Source organism: Neomoorella sulfitireducens, assembly GCF_024733845.1.
Lineage (GTDB): Bacteria > Bacillota > DSM-521 > Neomoorellales > Neomoorellaceae > Neomoorella > Neomoorella sulfitireducens.
The window spans coordinates 286,947-302,080 of record NZ_JANRHG010000001.1; the positions used below are offsets into that span (position 1 = coordinate 286,947).

13 protein-coding genes are annotated in these 15,134 nt (G+C 56.5%); 1 reads left to right on the top strand and 12 read right to left on the bottom strand.

The window, feature by feature from the left end; translation table 11 throughout:
• Positions 1–3: 3 nt before the first annotated feature.
• The 10 genes from leuB to NWF31_RS01405 all read right to left on the bottom strand — a co-directional run bounded on the left by leuB (position 4) and on the right by NWF31_RS01405 (position 12,699).
• Positions 4–1,077: a 3-isopropylmalate dehydrogenase gene (leuB, locus tag NWF31_RS01360; RefSeq protein WP_258358704.1), complete on the bottom strand. Its 1,074-nt coding sequence runs from the start codon at positions 1,075–1,077 to the stop codon at positions 4–6.
• Positions 1,070–1,570, bottom strand: coding sequence for a 3-isopropylmalate dehydratase small subunit (locus NWF31_RS01365; protein WP_258358705.1), 501 nt, complete (start codon positions 1,568–1,570; stop codon positions 1,070–1,072). The genes leuB and NWF31_RS01365 overlap by 8 nt, the downstream gene beginning before the upstream one ends.
• On the bottom strand, positions 1,567–2,832 hold the full coding sequence (leuC, locus tag NWF31_RS01370) for a 3-isopropylmalate dehydratase large subunit (protein WP_258358706.1): 1,266 nt from the start codon (positions 2,830–2,832) through the stop codon (positions 1,567–1,569). Before leuC ends, NWF31_RS01365 begins: the two co-directional genes overlap by 4 nt.
• A gap of 133 nt (positions 2,833–2,965) precedes the next feature.
• Positions 2,966–4,513 (bottom strand): 2-isopropylmalate synthase, encoded by a 1,548-nt coding sequence (locus NWF31_RS01375; protein ID WP_258358707.1) that lies wholly within the window; start codon positions 4,511–4,513, stop codon positions 2,966–2,968.
• Between the two features lie 24 nt (positions 4,514–4,537).
• A complete protein-coding gene (gene ilvB, locus NWF31_RS01380; protein ID WP_258358708.1) occupies positions 4,538–6,220 on the bottom strand; it encodes a biosynthetic-type acetolactate synthase large subunit in 1,683 nt (560 codons plus the stop codon).
• The gene (ilvN, locus tag NWF31_RS01385) at positions 6,204–6,722 is read right to left on the bottom strand and encodes an acetolactate synthase small subunit (protein ID WP_258358709.1); all 519 of its coding nucleotides are present in this window, start codon (positions 6,720–6,722) and stop codon (positions 6,204–6,206) included. The genes ilvB (NWF31_RS01380) and ilvN overlap by 17 nt, the downstream gene beginning before the upstream one ends.
• Positions 6,722–8,416, bottom strand: coding sequence for a biosynthetic-type acetolactate synthase large subunit (gene ilvB / locus NWF31_RS01390; RefSeq protein ID WP_258358977.1), 1,695 nt, complete (start codon positions 8,414–8,416; stop codon positions 6,722–6,724). Before ilvB (NWF31_RS01390) ends, ilvN begins: the two co-directional genes overlap by 1 nt.
• 25 nt (positions 8,417–8,441) lie before the next feature.
• Positions 8,442–10,100: a dihydroxy-acid dehydratase gene (gene ilvD / locus NWF31_RS01395; RefSeq protein ID WP_258358710.1), complete on the bottom strand. Its 1,659-nt coding sequence runs from the start codon at positions 10,098–10,100 to the stop codon at positions 8,442–8,444.
• Positions 10,101–10,117: 17 nt separating this feature from the next.
• Positions 10,118–10,999 carry a branched-chain-amino-acid transaminase gene (gene ilvE / locus NWF31_RS01400; RefSeq protein ID WP_258358711.1) on the bottom strand — a complete coding sequence of 294 codons (882 nt, stop codon included), beginning with the start codon at positions 10,997–10,999 and terminating at the stop codon, positions 10,118–10,120.
• Positions 11,000–11,202: 203 nt separating this feature from the next.
• Positions 11,203–12,699, bottom strand: coding sequence for an Nramp family divalent metal transporter (locus tag NWF31_RS01405; RefSeq protein ID WP_258358712.1), 1,497 nt, complete (start codon positions 12,697–12,699; stop codon positions 11,203–11,205).
• A gap of 439 nt (positions 12,700–13,138) precedes the next feature.
• Here NWF31_RS01405 and NWF31_RS01410 point away from each other — a divergent pair, with 439 nt between their 5' ends.
• Positions 13,139–13,294 carry a hypothetical protein gene (locus tag NWF31_RS01410; RefSeq protein ID WP_258358713.1) on the top strand — a complete coding sequence of 52 codons (156 nt, stop codon included), beginning with the start codon at positions 13,139–13,141 and terminating at the stop codon, positions 13,292–13,294.
• An 86-nt stretch (positions 13,295–13,380) separates the two neighbouring features.
• On the opposite strand, the gene NWF31_RS01415 is transcribed toward NWF31_RS01410, so the two are convergent.
• Together NWF31_RS01415 and NWF31_RS01420 are read right to left on the bottom strand one after the other, a co-directional pair.
• Positions 13,381–13,599: an FmdB family zinc ribbon protein gene (locus NWF31_RS01415; protein WP_258358714.1), complete on the bottom strand. Its 219-nt coding sequence runs from the start codon at positions 13,597–13,599 to the stop codon at positions 13,381–13,383.
• 24 nt (positions 13,600–13,623) lie between these two features.
• Positions 13,624–14,778: an HD-GYP domain-containing protein gene (locus tag NWF31_RS01420; protein WP_258358715.1), complete on the bottom strand. Its 1,155-nt coding sequence runs from the start codon at positions 14,776–14,778 to the stop codon at positions 13,624–13,626.
• Positions 14,779–15,134: the final 356 nt, after the last annotated feature.

Genomic DNA, 15,134 nt, shown 5'->3' on the forward strand with positions numbered 1-15,134 from the left:
TAGCTATCCCTCTTGCAGCTCCCGCCGCACCAGGGCACCCATCTCCGCCGTTCCCACCAGGGAGGTACCCGGTACGTAAATATCGGCAGTACGGTAACCTTTAGCCAGCACCCGTCCGACGGCCGCCTCCACAGCAGCCGCCGCCCCATCCATCTTAAAGGAGTACTTGAGCATCATGGCCGCCGAGAGGATTGTGGCCAGGGGATTGGCCTTTTGTTGCCCGGCAATATCCGGGGCCGAACCGTGAACCGGTTCATAAAGGGCTACCTGGCCGCCAATGCTGGCTGAAGGCAGCATACCTATGGAACCCGTAAGGACGGAAGCCTGGTCGCTTAAGATATCGCCAAAGGTATTTTCGGTCACAATGACATCAAATTGGGTCGGCCGGCGGACCAGCTGCATGGCACAGTTATCGACATACATGTGTTCCACGGTTACCTCGGGAAACTCGCTTTTCAAGCTTTCCACCGTGTCCCGCCACAGCCGCGAACTGGTGAGGACGTTGGCCTTATCGACGCTGGTTAAGTGACGGCGACGGCTGCGGGCTATGGTGAAGGCCAGGCGAACAATGCGCTCTATTTCCGCCCTGGTATAGAGCATGGTATCGTAGGCTACCTCGCCTGTATCCGTTTTTTCCCGCTTTTTCGGGCCGAAGTAGAGGCCGCCCGTGAGCTCCCGGATAATAAGCAGGTCGGTGCCGGCAATTATTTCCCTTTTTAAAGGGGAAGCCTCCGCCAGGGGCTCAAAGAGATAGGCCGGCCTTAAATTGGCATAAAGGCCGAGCTCCTTGCGCAGGGGCAGGAGGGCGGCCGTTTCCGGGCGTTCCTCCGGCGGCAGGGCATCCCATTTAGGACCGCCCACCGCTCCCAGGAGGACGGCATCGCTCCGGCGGCAGAGGTCTAAAGTTTCCGGCGGCAAAGCCTGGCCCCGGGCGTCAATGGCCGCTCCCCCTACCAGGGCTTCGGTAAACCGGAACTCTATCCCCGCCTGGCGGCCGATTACCTCCAGGACCTTTACGGCCTCGGGTACAATTTCGGGACCGATGCCGTCGCCGGGTAAAACGGTAATTCTATACATTGACCTTCACCCTCCCTGCCACGTAGGACATCAGCCCCCCGGCGGCGATAAGTTCCTGCATAAAGGGCGGGAAGGGAGCCACCGGATAGGTTTCCCCTTTCGTCAGGTTCACTATTTCGCCCTTCTCGGCGTCGATTTTTACCTCATCCCCGGCCTCTATCCCCGCCGCCGCGGCCGGGGACTCAAAGATGGGAAGACCAATGTTGATGGCATTGCGGTAGAAGATGCGGGCAAAGGAGGCAGCGATGACCGCCGCCACCCCGGCGGCCTTGATGGCCACCGGCGCATGCTCCCGGGAACTGCCGCAGCCGAAGTTTTTCCCGGCGACGATTATCTCTCCTGTTTTTACCCTCCCGGCAAAGGTGGGGTCGGCGTCTTCCATGCAGTGGCGGGCAAGTTCTCCGGGGTCGCTGGTATTTAAATAGCGCGCCGGGATGATGGCGTCGGTGTCGATATCATTGCCGAAGGTGTGGCATTTACCCTGGATGATCATTTTATTACCTCCTCGGGGGCGGCGATTCTCCCTTTGACGGCGCTGGCGGCGGCTACGGCCGGTCCGGCGAGATAGACTTCGCTTTCCGGGTGACCCATGCGGCCGACGAAGTTGCGGTTGGTGGTGGCTACGGCCCGCTCGCCTCTGGCCAGGATCCCCATGTGCCCGCCCAGGCAGGGGCCGCAGGTAGGCGTGGAGACGGCGGCGCCGGCTGCGATAAAGGTGGCTATCAGCCCTTCGGCCAGGGCGTCGGCGTAAATCTTCTGGGTGCCGGGGATGATGATGAGCCTTACTTCGGGATGGACTTTCTGCCCTTTCAGAATGTGCGCCGCCACCCGCAGGTCTTCCATACGGCCGTTGGTGCAGCTACCGATGACTACCTGGTCGATTTTGATCTCACCTATTTCTTTGACGCTCCTGGCGTTCTCCGGCAGGTGGGGCAGGGCTACCTGGGGCTCGATTTTCCCGGCATCGATGTCTATTTCCCGGGCATACCTGGCGTCCGGGTCGCTCTGGTAGATGCGGTAGTCCCTTTGCAGCCGTCCCCGGAGGTAGTCTATGGTCTTTTCATCCACCGGGAAGATGCCGTTCTTGCCGCCGGCTTCGATGGCCATGTTGGCCATGGTGAAGCGGCCGTCCATGGAGAGCTCGCTTATGGCTTCCCCGGTAAATTCCATGGCCATGTAGCGGGCGCCGTCGACGCCGATCTGGCCGATGGTGAAGAGGATGAGGTCTTTGCCGCCCACCCAGGGCTGGAGCCTGCCGTGGTAGCGGAAGAGGATGGTTTCGGGTACTTTAAACCACAGCTCGCCGGTGGCCATGGCGGCGGCCAGGTCGGTGGAGCCGACGCCGGTGGCAAAGGCCCCCAGGGCCCCGTAGGTGCAGGTGTGGGAGTCGGCGCCGATGACCAGGTCCCCGGGGCCGACCAGCCCTGCTTCGGGCAGCAGGCAGTGCTCGATGCCCATGCGGCCGATTTCAAAGTAGTTGGTGAGCCCCTGCTCCCGGGCGAAGTCGCGCAGGATTTTCGCCTGCTCGGCGGACTTGATGTCTTTGGCGGGCGTGAAGTGGTCGGGTACCAGCACCACCTTCTCCGGGTCGAAGACTTTCTTGAGGCCGAGTTTCTTGAATTCCTGGATGGCCAGGGGGGCGGTGATGTCGTTCCCCAGGGCCATGTCTACCCTGGCGTTAATGAGCTGGCCCGGTTCGACCGTATCTAAGCCGGCGTGGGCGGCCAGGATCTTTTCGGTGATGGTCATGCCCATGGAGTTCCCTTCTTCCTGCTAAAGTAACTCTTTTTTGGCTGGCTATGTTTGCGCTCGCTCCGTGGTCCTCGCTGCAAACAAATGCCAGCCCCAAACAGTTTTGGTTCGCTCTACCTCTGTTTCGTCCCCTGCTTCACGCTTCCAAAACCTGCAAGTTCTCTTCCCCAATTTCGTAAACGACTTTATTAATCGCGTTCAGGTAGGCGCGGGCGCTGGCTTCCAGGACGTCGGTGCTGATGCCCCGGCCGATGAAGACCCGGCCGGCATACTCGACTTTAACGGTGACCTCGCCCACGGCGTCTTTGCCGCCAGTCACGGCGTTGAGGGCGTAGGATTTAAGACAAACAGGAATGCGCGTTATCTTGTCGATGGCCTTGAAGGCGGCGTCCACAGGGCCCTCGCCGCAGGCCGCTTCTTCCATTAATTCCTCGCCCACCCGCAGGCCGATGGTAGCCGTGGGGACCACCCGGTTGCCCGTGGAGATGTGGATGTGCTCCAGGACAAATTTTTCGGGGATCTGTTTGATCTCGTGCTCGACGATGGCCTCCAGGTCGCGGTCGGTAATATCTTTCTTACGGTCGGCCAGTTCTTTGAAACGGGCAAAGGCTTTATCGAGTTCCGCTTCATTGAGCTTAAAGCCCAGTTCTTCCAGGCGGGTACGCAGGGCGTGGCGGCCGGAGTGCTTACCCAGGACGATATTGTTCTGTACCAGGCCGATCATGGCCGGGTTCATAATCTCGTAGGTGGTACGTTCCTTCAGGACGCCGTCCTGGTGGATGCCGGCTTCATGGGCAAAGGCGTTCTTGCCCACAATAGCCTTGTTGTACTGGACGGGCATGCCGGTCAAACTGCTCACCAGCCTGCTGGTGCGGTAAATCTCCTCGGTAACGATGCCCGTGTGGCAGCCGTAATAGTCGCGGCGGGTATAGAGGGCCATGACCAGTTCCTCCAGGGCCGTATTGCCGGCCCGCTCGCCGATGCCGTTGATGGCTCCTTCTACCTGGAGGGCGCCATTCTCAATGGCCGCCAGGGAATTGGCCACCGCCAGGCCCAGGTCGTTGTGGCAGTGGACGCTGATTTGCACCCGGTCAATACCCGGTACCCGCCGGCGAATCTCGGCAATAAGATGACCGAACTCGGCCGGGGTGGCATAGCCGACGGTGTCCGGGATATTGAGGACGGTGGCCCCGGACTCAATGGCTGCCGCCAGCACCTGGCACATGAAGTCGATATCGCTCCGGGAAGCGTCTTCCGGAGAAAACTCCACGTCCCGGCAGTAGCTTTTGGCCCTGGCCACCCCTTTGCGGACTGCTGCCAGGACCTCTTCCCGTGTCATGCGCAGTTTATATTTTAAATGAATGTCCGAGGTAGCAATAAAGACATGAATGCGTGGCCTTTTGGCTTCCTGCAGCGCTTCCCAGGCCCGGTCGATATCCCGTTCGCTGATCCGCGCCAGGCCGGCAATAACCGGCCCTTCCACCTCCCTGGCTATGGCGCGTACGGCTTCAAAGTCACCGGGGGAGGCTATGGGAAAACCGGCTTCAATAACGTCAACCCCCAGGCGGGCCAGCTGGCGGGCGATTTTCAGCTTCTCCTCGACATTCAGGCTTACCCCGGGCGACTGCTCCCCATCGCGCAGGGTGGTATCAAAAATATAAATCCTCTTGCTGGTATCACTCATTTACATCAACCTTCCTTGGCCAGTTTATTCCGGCAGGAGCATCTCGTTTAAGGCGGCTCCATTGAGGACCATGGGGTAAACCATTTCTTCTTCGCTGATCAAGCACTCGATGAGGGTGATACCGTCTTCCTGCATGGCCCGGGCCAGCGCCGGTACCACTTCTTCCTGTTTAGCAATACGCAGGCCGGTAGCCCCGTAGCACTCGGCCAGGCGAACGAAGTCGGGATTGCCGGTGAATTTTATTGCCGTATAGCGACCCTCGTAGTAAAAATGCTGCAACTGGCGCACCATGGCCAGGCTCTGGTTGTTGAAAAGCAAAACTTTTAAGGAAATCCCCTGCTCAATAGCCGTTCCTAGCTCGGCCATACTCATCTGCAAGCTGCCGTCGCCGGTAATGAGCCACACCTGCCGGTCGGGCCGGGCCAGGGCGGCGCCAATGGCCGCCGGCAGGCCGTAACCCATGGTGCCCAGGCCGCAGGAGGAAATAAAGGTGCGGGGCTCGGTATAGCCGTAAAAGAGGGCCGCCCACATCTGGTGCTGGCCGACGTCGGTGGCGATAATAGCCCGGCCGCGGGTCATTTCCCCCAGCCGCTCGATTACCCACTGGGGCCGCACCTCACCACCCCGGCCGTAGGTGAGGGGATAATTATTACGTAAGATCTTAATGCGCTCCAGCCACTCCGGGTGCTCTGCCGGCTCTACCAGGGCCAGTAGTTCCTTCAGGACACAGCTGATATCGCCTACCAGGGGCAGGTCAACCCGCACGTTTTTACCGATTTCCGCCGGGTCTATATCTACATGGGCTATTCTAGCCCGGGGAGCAAATTTTTCTATTGCACCCGTCACCCGGTCATCAAAACGAACCCCCAGGCCCACCAGCAGGTCGCACTCCATTACGGCGTGGTTGGCGCAGGGTTTGCCGTGCAGGCCGACCATCCCCAGGGAGAGGGGGGTGTCTTCTGGAAAAGCTCCCAGGCCGGTAAGGGAGGTGGCTACCGGCGCCTGGATTTTCTCCGCCAGCTCCTGCAGGTATCCCTCCGCCCCGGAAGCGATCACCCCGCCGCCGGCAAATAAAAGCGGCCGCCGGGACTCTTTAAGGAGCCTGGCAAGGGCGCGGAGCTGGCCTGGATGGCCATGGTAAGTTGGTTTATACCCCCGCAATTCGACCTTTTCCGGGATTGGCGCCTGGCAGGGGGCCAGGGCTACGTCTTTAGGAATATCTACCAGTACCGGCCCGGGACGGCCCGTGCTGGCTATATAAAAGGCTTCTTTAACAATGCGCGGCAGTTCTTCGACGTCCTTGACCAGGTAATTATGCTTGGTAATGGGAATGGTGATCCCGGTAATATCTGTTTCCTGGAAGGCATCGCTGCCGACCATGCTTGTGGGCACCTGGCCGGTAAAGATGACCACCGGTACGGAATCCATATACGCCGTAGCAATGCCCGTTACCAGGTTGGTGGCCCCGGGGCCGGAGGTGGCAAAGCAGACGCCCGTCCGGCCGCTGGTGCGGGCATACCCGCTGGCGGCGTGGACGGCGTTCTGCTCCTGGCGCACCAGGATATGGTGAATGGAAGTCTGCGCCAGCTCATGGTACAGGGGCAGGACGGCACCTCCGGGATAGCCGAAAACGAGTTCCACACCTTCGGCCTGCAAGACCTCCATTACGGCCCGGGCGCCTGTACGCACCTTAGTCTCCTGTCCCATCGCCGCTGGCCTCCATTCCTTTGGTTTTCGCCCCCCGCAACATGGCAATTTTACCCGTACGCACTACTTCCCGGATGCCAAAGGGGCGCAGGGAATTCTCCAGGGCATCAATCTTGTCGGCGTCGCCGGTAGCTTCAATGATCAAGCTGTTACGGGCAATATCGACAATCCGCGCCCGGAAAATATCAACTATCTGCATTATCTCGCCCCGGACTGCCGGATCGGCATTGACCTTTATGAGCATCAACTCCCGTCCCACATGGGGGTCATCGGTGATGTCACTGAGTTTAATGACATCGATGAGCTTGTTGAGTTGCTTGCAGACCTGCTCGATAATCTGTTCATCGCCGTCCACCACGATGGTCATGCGGGAAATAGTTGGATTCTCCGTACGGCCTACAGCCAGGCTGTCGATATTATAACCCCGGCGGCTGAAGAGGCCTGCCACCCGGGTTAAAACCCCGGGGCGATTTTCCACCAGAACCGAAAGGGTACGTTTCACTACTGCCTACCTCCCGTCACCATCTTGTTCAGGGTACCACCCGGGGGCACCATGGGAAAGACGTTTTCTTCCCTGTCGATTAAGGCTTCCACCAGGTAAGGGCCATCCGTTGCCAGGGCCTCCTCCAGGGCCGGTACGACCTCCTCCCGGGTCGTTACCCGCCGGGCCGGCAGCCGGTAAGCTTCTGCTACCTTGACAAAATCCGGGTTGCCGCCCATTTCGGAATAAGCGTAGCGCCGTTCAAAGAAGAACTCCTGCCACTGGCGTACCATTCCCAGATAACCGTTATTAAGGAGAATAATTTTCACCGGTATGCGATAATGGCTTAATGTAGCCAATTCCTGGATATTCATCTGGAAGCTGCCGTCCCCGGTGATGGCCACTACAGTTTCTCCCGGCCTGGCTATAGCAGCTCCCATGGCTGCCGGGACGCCAAACCCCATAGTTCCCAGGCCGCAGGAGGAAAGGAAGGAACGCGGCCGTTCCACGGGATAATACTGCACCGCCCACATCTGGTGCTGGCCGACATCAGTTGCAATAACCGCCCGGCCTTCAGTTAAACGATATAATTCCTCAATTACATATTGGGGTTTAAGGCCGCACTCATCATAGCGCAGGGGATGTTCATCCTGCCAGACCTTGATTTTCTGCCGCCAGGCCGGGTGTTCCTTTTTCTCAGGAAGCCTGGCCAGTATAGCCTGGAGGGCCTGGCGGGCATCGGCCACAATGGGAATATGGGCCGGTACGACCTTGCCGATTTCGGCGGCATCAATATCGATATGAATAATTTTCGCCCGCGGGGCAAAGGCCTCGATTTTACCCGTCACTCTATCGTCAAAGCGGACCCCGACGCCGATAATCAAATCCGTCTCGCAAACGGCATAGTTGGCGGCGACAGTGCCATGCATCCCTACCATGCCGATAAAGAGGGGATGGGTTTCCGGGAAGGCTCCTTTACCCATCATGCTCATGATGACGGGAATATCCTGTTCTTCGGCCAGCTGCCGTACCTCTTCATGGGCTCCGGAGGTAATAACCCCGCCGCCGATAAAGAGCAGGGGCTTTTCGGCGGCGAGAATGGCGGCTGCGGCCTGGGCTACCTGCAGGGCATGGGGCTCCACCCGGCTGCGGTAACCGGGCAGGCGCAACTTCGGGGGGTAGTGGAAGGCTGCCCGCTGGGTAGTAATATCTTTGGGAATATCGACAAGGACCGGGCCGGGCCGGCCGGTCGTCGCCACATAGAAGGCCTCATGGATGGTCGCCGCCAGATCCCTGATATTTTTTACCAGGTAGTTGGCCTTGGTAATGGGCAGGGTAATACCGGTAATATCGGCTTCCTGGAAGGAATCATGACCGATCATAGCTACGCCTACCTGGCCGGTAATGGCGACAATGGGAATGGAATCCATATAGGCGTCGGCTATTCCCGTTACCAGGTTGGTAGCCCCCGGCCCGGACGTGGCTATACAGACGCCGGGCCTGCCGGTGGCGCGGGCATAGCCTTCGGCAGCATGGGCGGCCGCCTGCTCATGACGGGTCAAAATATGGCGGATGCCGGATGCTGCCAGTTCATGATAGAGGGGCAAAACCGCCCCCCCGGGTATGCCAAATACGGTATCCACGCCCTCCGCCTGAAGGGCTCTAATGATTATTTCGGAACCGGTTATTTTTTTCGTTTCAGCGCGATCCCCAATGGTTGAAGCACTCCTTTACGCTTTTTTACTCCAATACCGCACCCTTAGCACCGGAGCCTACCATCCGGGCATAGCGGGCCAGGTAACCGCCGGTAATTTTGGGCGGCAGCGCCTGCCACCCGGCCCGGCGGCGGGCAATCTCCTCGGCCGGCACTTTTAATTCTAACTTACCGGCCTCAATATCAATGGCAATGATATCGCCTTCTTCCACCAGGGCAATGGGACCTCCCACCGCCGCCTCGGGCGAGACGTGGCCTATTGATGCGCCGCGACTGGCGCCGGAAAAGCGGCCGTCGGTAATCAAGGCTACGGAACTGTCCAGGCCCATCCCGGCCAGGGCGGCTGTGGGGCTAAGCATTTCCTGCATACCCGGGCCACCCCTGGGCCCTTCATAGCGTATAACGACGACATCGCCGGGCTTAATCCTTTGCTCCATTATGGCTGCAAAGGCTTCTTCCTCACCGTTAAAAACGCGGGCCGGCCCTTCATGCTGCATCATTTCCGGGAGAACGGCACCCTTTTTAACCACCGCTCCTTCGGGGGCGAGGTTGCCGTACAGGACGGCCAGGCCGCCTTCCGGGCTGTAGGGTTCCTCTACGGAGCGGATGACATCCCGCCGCCTTACCTCCCGGCTGCTGATGTTTTCCGCCACTTTTTTACCGGTTACCGTCAGGGCGCCGCCGTCGATCAGGCCATGGCGGGAAAGCTCTTTCATCACCGCCGGGATGCCGCCGGCTTCATCCAGGTCCTGGATGTGCTGGCTCCCGGCCGGGCTCAGTTTACAGATCTGGGGTGTGCGCTTGCTCATGGCGTCAAAGGTGTGCAGGTCCAGTTCAACGCCCGCTTCCCTGGCAATCGCCGGCAGGTGGAGGCAGGTGTTGGTAGAACCCCCCAGGGCCATGTCAACCGCCACAGCATTGTGAAAAGCAGCCGCCGTCATTATATCCCTGGGTTTAATGTCTTTTTCCAGCAATTCCATAACTTTTATCCCGGCCTGTTTCGCCAGGCGCACCCGGGCCGCGCTTACGGCCGGGATGGTACCGTTGCCAGGCAGGGCCATCCCCAGTGCTTCCGTCATGCAGTTCATGGTATTGGCCGTAAACATCCCCGCGCAGGAACCGCACCCCGGGCAGGCGCACTCCTCCAGCTCGGCCAGTTCGGTTTCTTCCATCTTACCGGCCTGGGTGGCGCCGACGGCCTCAAACATGGTGCTCAGGGATATATCCTTGCCCCGGTAACGCCCGGCCAGCATGGGCCCGCCGCTGACGAAAATAGCCGGGATATTTAAACGGGCAGCGGCCATGAGCATGCCCGGGATAATTTTGTCGCAATTGGGGATAAATACCAGGGCATCAAAGGGGTGGGCGATGGCCATCACTTCAATCATATCGGCAATGAGCTCCCTGCTGGCCAGGGAATACTTCATGCCCACATGGTTCATGGCCAGGCCGTCGCAGACGCCGATGGTGGGAAATTCCAGGGGCGTCCCCCCGGCCAGGCGCACCCCAGCTTTAACCGCCCCGGCCAGGGTGTTTAAGTGTATATGACCGGGAATAAGTTCGTTATAGGCGTTAACAATACCGATGAGCGGGCGCTCAATTTCGGCGCCGGTCAGGCCCATGGCCTTCAGGAGCGACCGGTGGGGAGCCCTGGCCAGTCCTTTTTTCATTACATCACTGCGCATAGTTACTCCCCTCACCCTTATGAGATAAAGATTTCCGGGCCGTCTGTTTTTGTTAGTTCCCTGAACCTGGCGATGAGATCCCTGGTGATGGGGCCCGGCTGGCCTTCCCCGATGCTACGACCGTCTACCTTTACAACCGGGATGACCTCTGCCGCCGTGCCTGTAAGGAAACATTCATCGGCAGTATAAACATCGTGGCGGGTAAAGACCTTTTCAGATACGGGTATGCCGGCCTCAATGGCCAGCTCCATTACGGCATTACGGGTAATGCCTTCCAGCAGGCCCACATAAGGAGGCGGGGTAATCAGCTGGCCGTTTTTAACGATAAAAATATTGTCGCCGGTAGCTTCGGCTACATAGCCTTCTTTATTGAGAAAAAGCCCTTCCGGGGCTCCCGCCCGCGCAGCTTCTATCTTGGCCATGACATTATTCAGGTAGTTCAGGGATTTAATCCGCGGGTCCAGGGCGTCGGGAGCATTCCGCCGCGTGCCCACGGTGACCAGCTCAAGCCCTTTTTCATATAATTCTGCCGGGTAAAGTTCAATGGCCGCAGCAATGCAAAATACCGAGGGCCGGGGACACTTGCGGGGGTCAAGTCCCAGATCCCCTTTGCCCCGGGTAACCACCAGGCGGATGTAGGCATCCCTTAAATTGTTGCGCCGGCATGTCTCCAGGACTACTTGCGTCATTTCCTCCCTGGTCAGGCCTGGATCCAGGTTAATCGACCGGGCAGATTCGTAAAGGCGGTCTATATGGGCCTTCAAGCGGAAAACCCGCCCGTAATAGGCACGGATTCCTTCAAAGACACCATCCCCGTATAGCAGGCCGTGATCGAAAACAGACAGTTTCGCTTCTTCTTCGTCCACATACTGGCCGTCTAGATAGATAATGAGCCCCACGCTTCTTCCCCCTTGTTTAACCGTCCGGTAATATTTCAGGCCGGGCGCGGCTAAAACCGCGGAATATGTTTACGTTTCAGTATAAATAACTGCAAATTAAGTGTCAAGGACTTTTCATTGCCGGGTAAAATAAAACCGGCCCCGCCGGTTGTTTAAAAATACCCGGGGCCGGTTTATTTAGCAATTTTGCCCGGCAACAGGCCTTAGAATTTCAGCCCGAAGAACTGGGTGCCGAAACCGATGAAAGTGAAGGTGCCATAGAACAGGATTAGAACTACCAGCACCAGCTTCGCCCAGAGCGGGGTTTTGAGCTCTTTCGGGTAAATCCGGTCCAGGAACAGGAGCTGGATACCGGCTACCGTAAAGGCCAGGTTGGCGGCATTGGCCATGAAAGCCACCAGGAAGAGGGGCGAGCCCTGGAAGAAGAGCCAGATGGACCAGATGGTGAACAGGACGAGGATACCGTAGTAAATGCGGCGGATGTCATTCTTGGAGAACTTTTCCCGCGCCCAGGAGCTGGTATTCCATAAAAGGTCAGTTACCTGGCGCACGAAGGTCTCGCTGTTGGACAACTGGGAGCCGTATAACACCCAGAAACCGATCAGCAGGACCCAGATCCAGCCGAACCCGCCGAGCAAATTACCAACAGCATTGGCCTGGTGGGCGGCAGCATCCCAACCAGACAATTTAGTACCGCCGGGGACCAGGGCATAGGCCAGTAAAACGCACAAGAACATGCCGATAAAAGCCCCTAAAGCCCAGATGCCGATCTGGTCCACCAGGGAATACCGCCACCAATCTTTAAACCGCTCTATGGTGGTCTTGTTATAGGGCGGGATTTTACCGGTCGCAGCTACATGAACCTCTTTACCGCCGATGAGGGAGGGGATGTAACCCACTGCCGCGCCCATGCCGTAGCCCTTATCACGGGCCCAGTTGGTGACCCCCATGTTCAGGATACCGCCGGCGCCGGCATACCCGGCCAGGCCGGCCAGCAGGAACCAGTTGACATCACCCGCGGGCAGCTTGCCGAACTGGAAGAACCCGGCAGCAACCTCTACCCACTTGCTGAAGGGAGCAAACATAATTACCAGGATTAATAAGCTCGCGAAAATAAATGCTACTACCCACTTATTGATCTTTTCCAGCAAGGATTCGATTTTACCGCCAAACATAAGGATAGTAACTACCGATAAGAATAGAATTATCCCGGCCGTCATAACTGCCGGCTTGTCGGCCGTCTGGGGCATCCGCCTCAGGAACATGGCCGCCAGGGCTGTAGCCGAACCGGAAGCCCAACCCGGGCCGATGGAAATAAAGGAAATGAAAATCCAGATCGGCGCCCACAGCTTGGCACCCGGCATGAGCCTGGAAAACCCGACCATAATCGGCTCCCCGGTATAAAGGGTGTAACGAAGACAGGTCATGTTGAAGACTGCCTGGGTAATGATACCGATGGTGACAATCCAGAGGACGAAGGGGCCGTACTGGAGTACGCTGGCCGGTCCCATCAGCCACTCACCGCTACCGATGGAAAGGGAAAGGACAATAAAGCCCGGGCCTATAATTTTCCAAATATTGGACCAGTTAAATGGCAGGGGAGCCGGCATCTCTTTCGCCTGTTCATACGGCGGCCCGTAAACCTGGGGCATCTCGTGAACAACTTCGTCCACCCTGGTGCCAGGAACGTTTGTTGCCATATTAAACCTCCTTTAGGCGTTTATTTTGATAAAAGCCCTCATTTTGACCGGTTACATCTCCTGCATATCCGGTAAATATAATGGGGTGTACAACATATTGTTCTCATTTAAATAATGTATTTTCTTATAATTATTTTCTAACTGCTTTTTACCATCACCCTTTCATGTTTATTTTAATTAATCTAATGCTATTTTTTCCTCACCTCCTTCGCTACAAAATATGCTTTCTCCGGGCAATTAATTACTTTTTAGAACGTGTCCTGTTGTTTTGACGGTTAGACCGGAGATTATAATATCTATTCGCTATCGATATAAAATTTCCTGCCTCAATGAACAAAATTTTTTTTCTATTTCAACATTGTGATAACTATAACATTAAACCAAAGTATAATTAAATACTTTCTGCAGCAAAATAAGTTAAAAAAGAAAGGAGTTGTATATGGCCAGATTAGAGGAACTAGATCTTGCCCCGTTAAATGAGGATCAAATCAAACGCCTGCAAGAAACAGAAAAACTAATCAACGCCGCCGGTAATCAGGATATTTATTTACTGGCTTTGAAAAAGAAAAATAGCCGGCAGGGAATTTACCCCTAAAACCGGCTGTTTCCTCCTGGTTTCATTAGCCATAACCCGGGCAAGCCCCGGGTTAAAAGTTTATCCTGGCCCGGACTTCCTACTGCTTAATGACAACCGCTGCAGCTACTGCAACTGCCGCCGCTGCAGCTGCTGCCGGAAGCAACGGCCCCCGCCTCCCCCTTGCGGGTATACAGAAAACCGGTAAACCGCTGGCTAACCCGACCGCCGCACTCCGGGCAGCGGACTTTATCTTTATCCTTAATGGCTACAAATTGACTGAATAGATGCCCGCATTCTTCACATTTAAAATCATAGGTCGGCATGGCTTCATCTCCTTCCCTTAATGATTATAACACCCGGTAACCCTCCCTGTCACCCTCTGCTATCCGTGGCTGCCCGGGGGGATGGGTAGGAAGATATTCCTCCGGCAGGACCCGGCTGACATAATATTCCATTTTTGCCACCAGGTCTATAGTCACTTGGTCGCCGTAAGGTTCCCCGGAAGGCCGGTAAAGAAGGCGTACCCGGGGCCGGTGTGAATGCCCCCGGGCTGTGCCCGTAACTACGCCGACATCACCACTGTTGAGCTGCACCAGAGTCCCCACAGGGTAGGCAGCCACATTGGCCAGGAAGGCTTTAACGATCTCGAAATCAAGGGTAAAATTCCCCGACCCGGACAGCATTTCATAGGCTTCATGGGGGGGATAGGCACGGCGGTAGACCCGGTCGGCTGTGAGGGCATCATAAACATCGGCCACGCCGGTAATCATGGCAAATTCGTGGATTTCCTTGCCTTTTAACCCCTGGGGATAGCCGCTGCCGTTATAGCGCTCGTGGTGTTCCAGGGCCACCCGGGCTGAAACCATGCTGACTTCTTTTTGTATCCGGAGTATGTCAAAACCGTACTGGGCATGGCGGCAGACCAGTTCGTATTCTTCCATGGTCAGTTTTCCGGGTTTATTCAATATATACAGGGGTATGCAGGTCTTACCGATATCATGGAGCAGGGCTCCTATACCAAGGTGCAGCAGGGCCTCACGACTGTAGCGCAACGTTAAACCGGTAACCAGGGCTAAAATACAGACATTAACCGAATGGGCAAAGGTATAATCGTCCAGGGCACGGATGTCTGTAAGGTTAACCATCAGCTCTTTGCGATCTAACAGGTCCTCTAGCAGGCTGATGACTACCTTCTTGATGAGGGCAGAATCTACTAGTAGGGGCACATGCCCCTTTGCGTGATCTTGATAATTTCCAAAGAGTTCCCTAACTGTTTTTACGGCTGCCAGCCGGGTCTGCTCACTGACTGTATCTTCTACTTCCAGCTCTCCCAGGAGATTATCGCGTATATATACCGCCGGCACACCCATTTCTTTTAAGCGAATTATGAAGCCGGGCTTTAAAACTACCCCTTTATTCAGCAATACCTGCCCTTCGGCGCTGTAAATAGCCCGGGCTACGACCATACCCGGTTTTAAACTATCTACCGATAGCTTACGCAAACCTGTACTCCCCTTTTCCCGCCACGCCGCTATTTTAACCGGCTCTTTTTCCCTAAAAACCTGTAGTATTTAATATCGACCCAAGGAATCCTCGCTTAAGCATAAAAACTTCCGGGCTGTGAACATTTATAAATTGCTTAGTAATTTTAAGGCCGGGGTACACAATGTCCCTTTTGGTAGCGGAACTTCAACCACAGTTTTCCAGGAAAAATTAACCACCCTTTACCAGGGTGGCTGCGTTTTATTGCAGATGCTGGTTATGGGGGAAAATGTTATAACCGGGGTCTTTTTTCTGGCGGTAGAGGTAATAACCCAGAGCCACTACTACTCCGCCAAGGATCAATATTCCATAAATC

Bases quoted from the DNA above. Each gene is read 5' to 3' on its own strand.
- ilvD (WP_258358710.1), bottom strand. From the start codon at position 10,100: ATGCGCAGTGATGTAATGAAAAAAGGACTGGCCAGGGCTCCCCACCGG.
- leuC (WP_258358706.1), bottom strand. From the start codon at position 2,832: ATGGGCATGACCATCACCGAAAAGATCCTGGCCGCCCACGCCGGCTTA.
- ilvB (WP_258358708.1), bottom strand. From the start codon at position 6,220: ATGGGACAGGAGACTAAGGTGCGTACAGGCGCCCGGGCCGTAATGGAG.
- NWF31_RS01415 (WP_258358714.1), bottom strand. From the start codon at position 13,599: ATGCCGACCTATGATTTTAAATGTGAAGAATGCGGGCATCTATTCAGT.
- NWF31_RS01410 (WP_258358713.1), top strand. From the start codon at position 13,139: ATGGCCAGATTAGAGGAACTAGATCTTGCCCCGTTAAATGAGGATCAA.
- NWF31_RS01375 (WP_258358707.1), bottom strand. From the start codon at position 4,513: ATGAGTGATACCAGCAAGAGGATTTATATTTTTGATACCACCCTGCGC.
- NWF31_RS01405 (WP_258358712.1), bottom strand. From the start codon at position 12,699: ATGGCAACAAACGTTCCTGGCACCAGGGTGGACGAAGTTGTTCACGAG.
- leuB (WP_258358704.1), bottom strand. From the start codon at position 1,077: ATGTATAGAATTACCGTTTTACCCGGCGACGGCATCGGTCCCGAAATT.
- NWF31_RS01365 (WP_258358705.1), bottom strand. From the start codon at position 1,570: ATGATCATCCAGGGTAAATGCCACACCTTCGGCAATGATATCGACACC.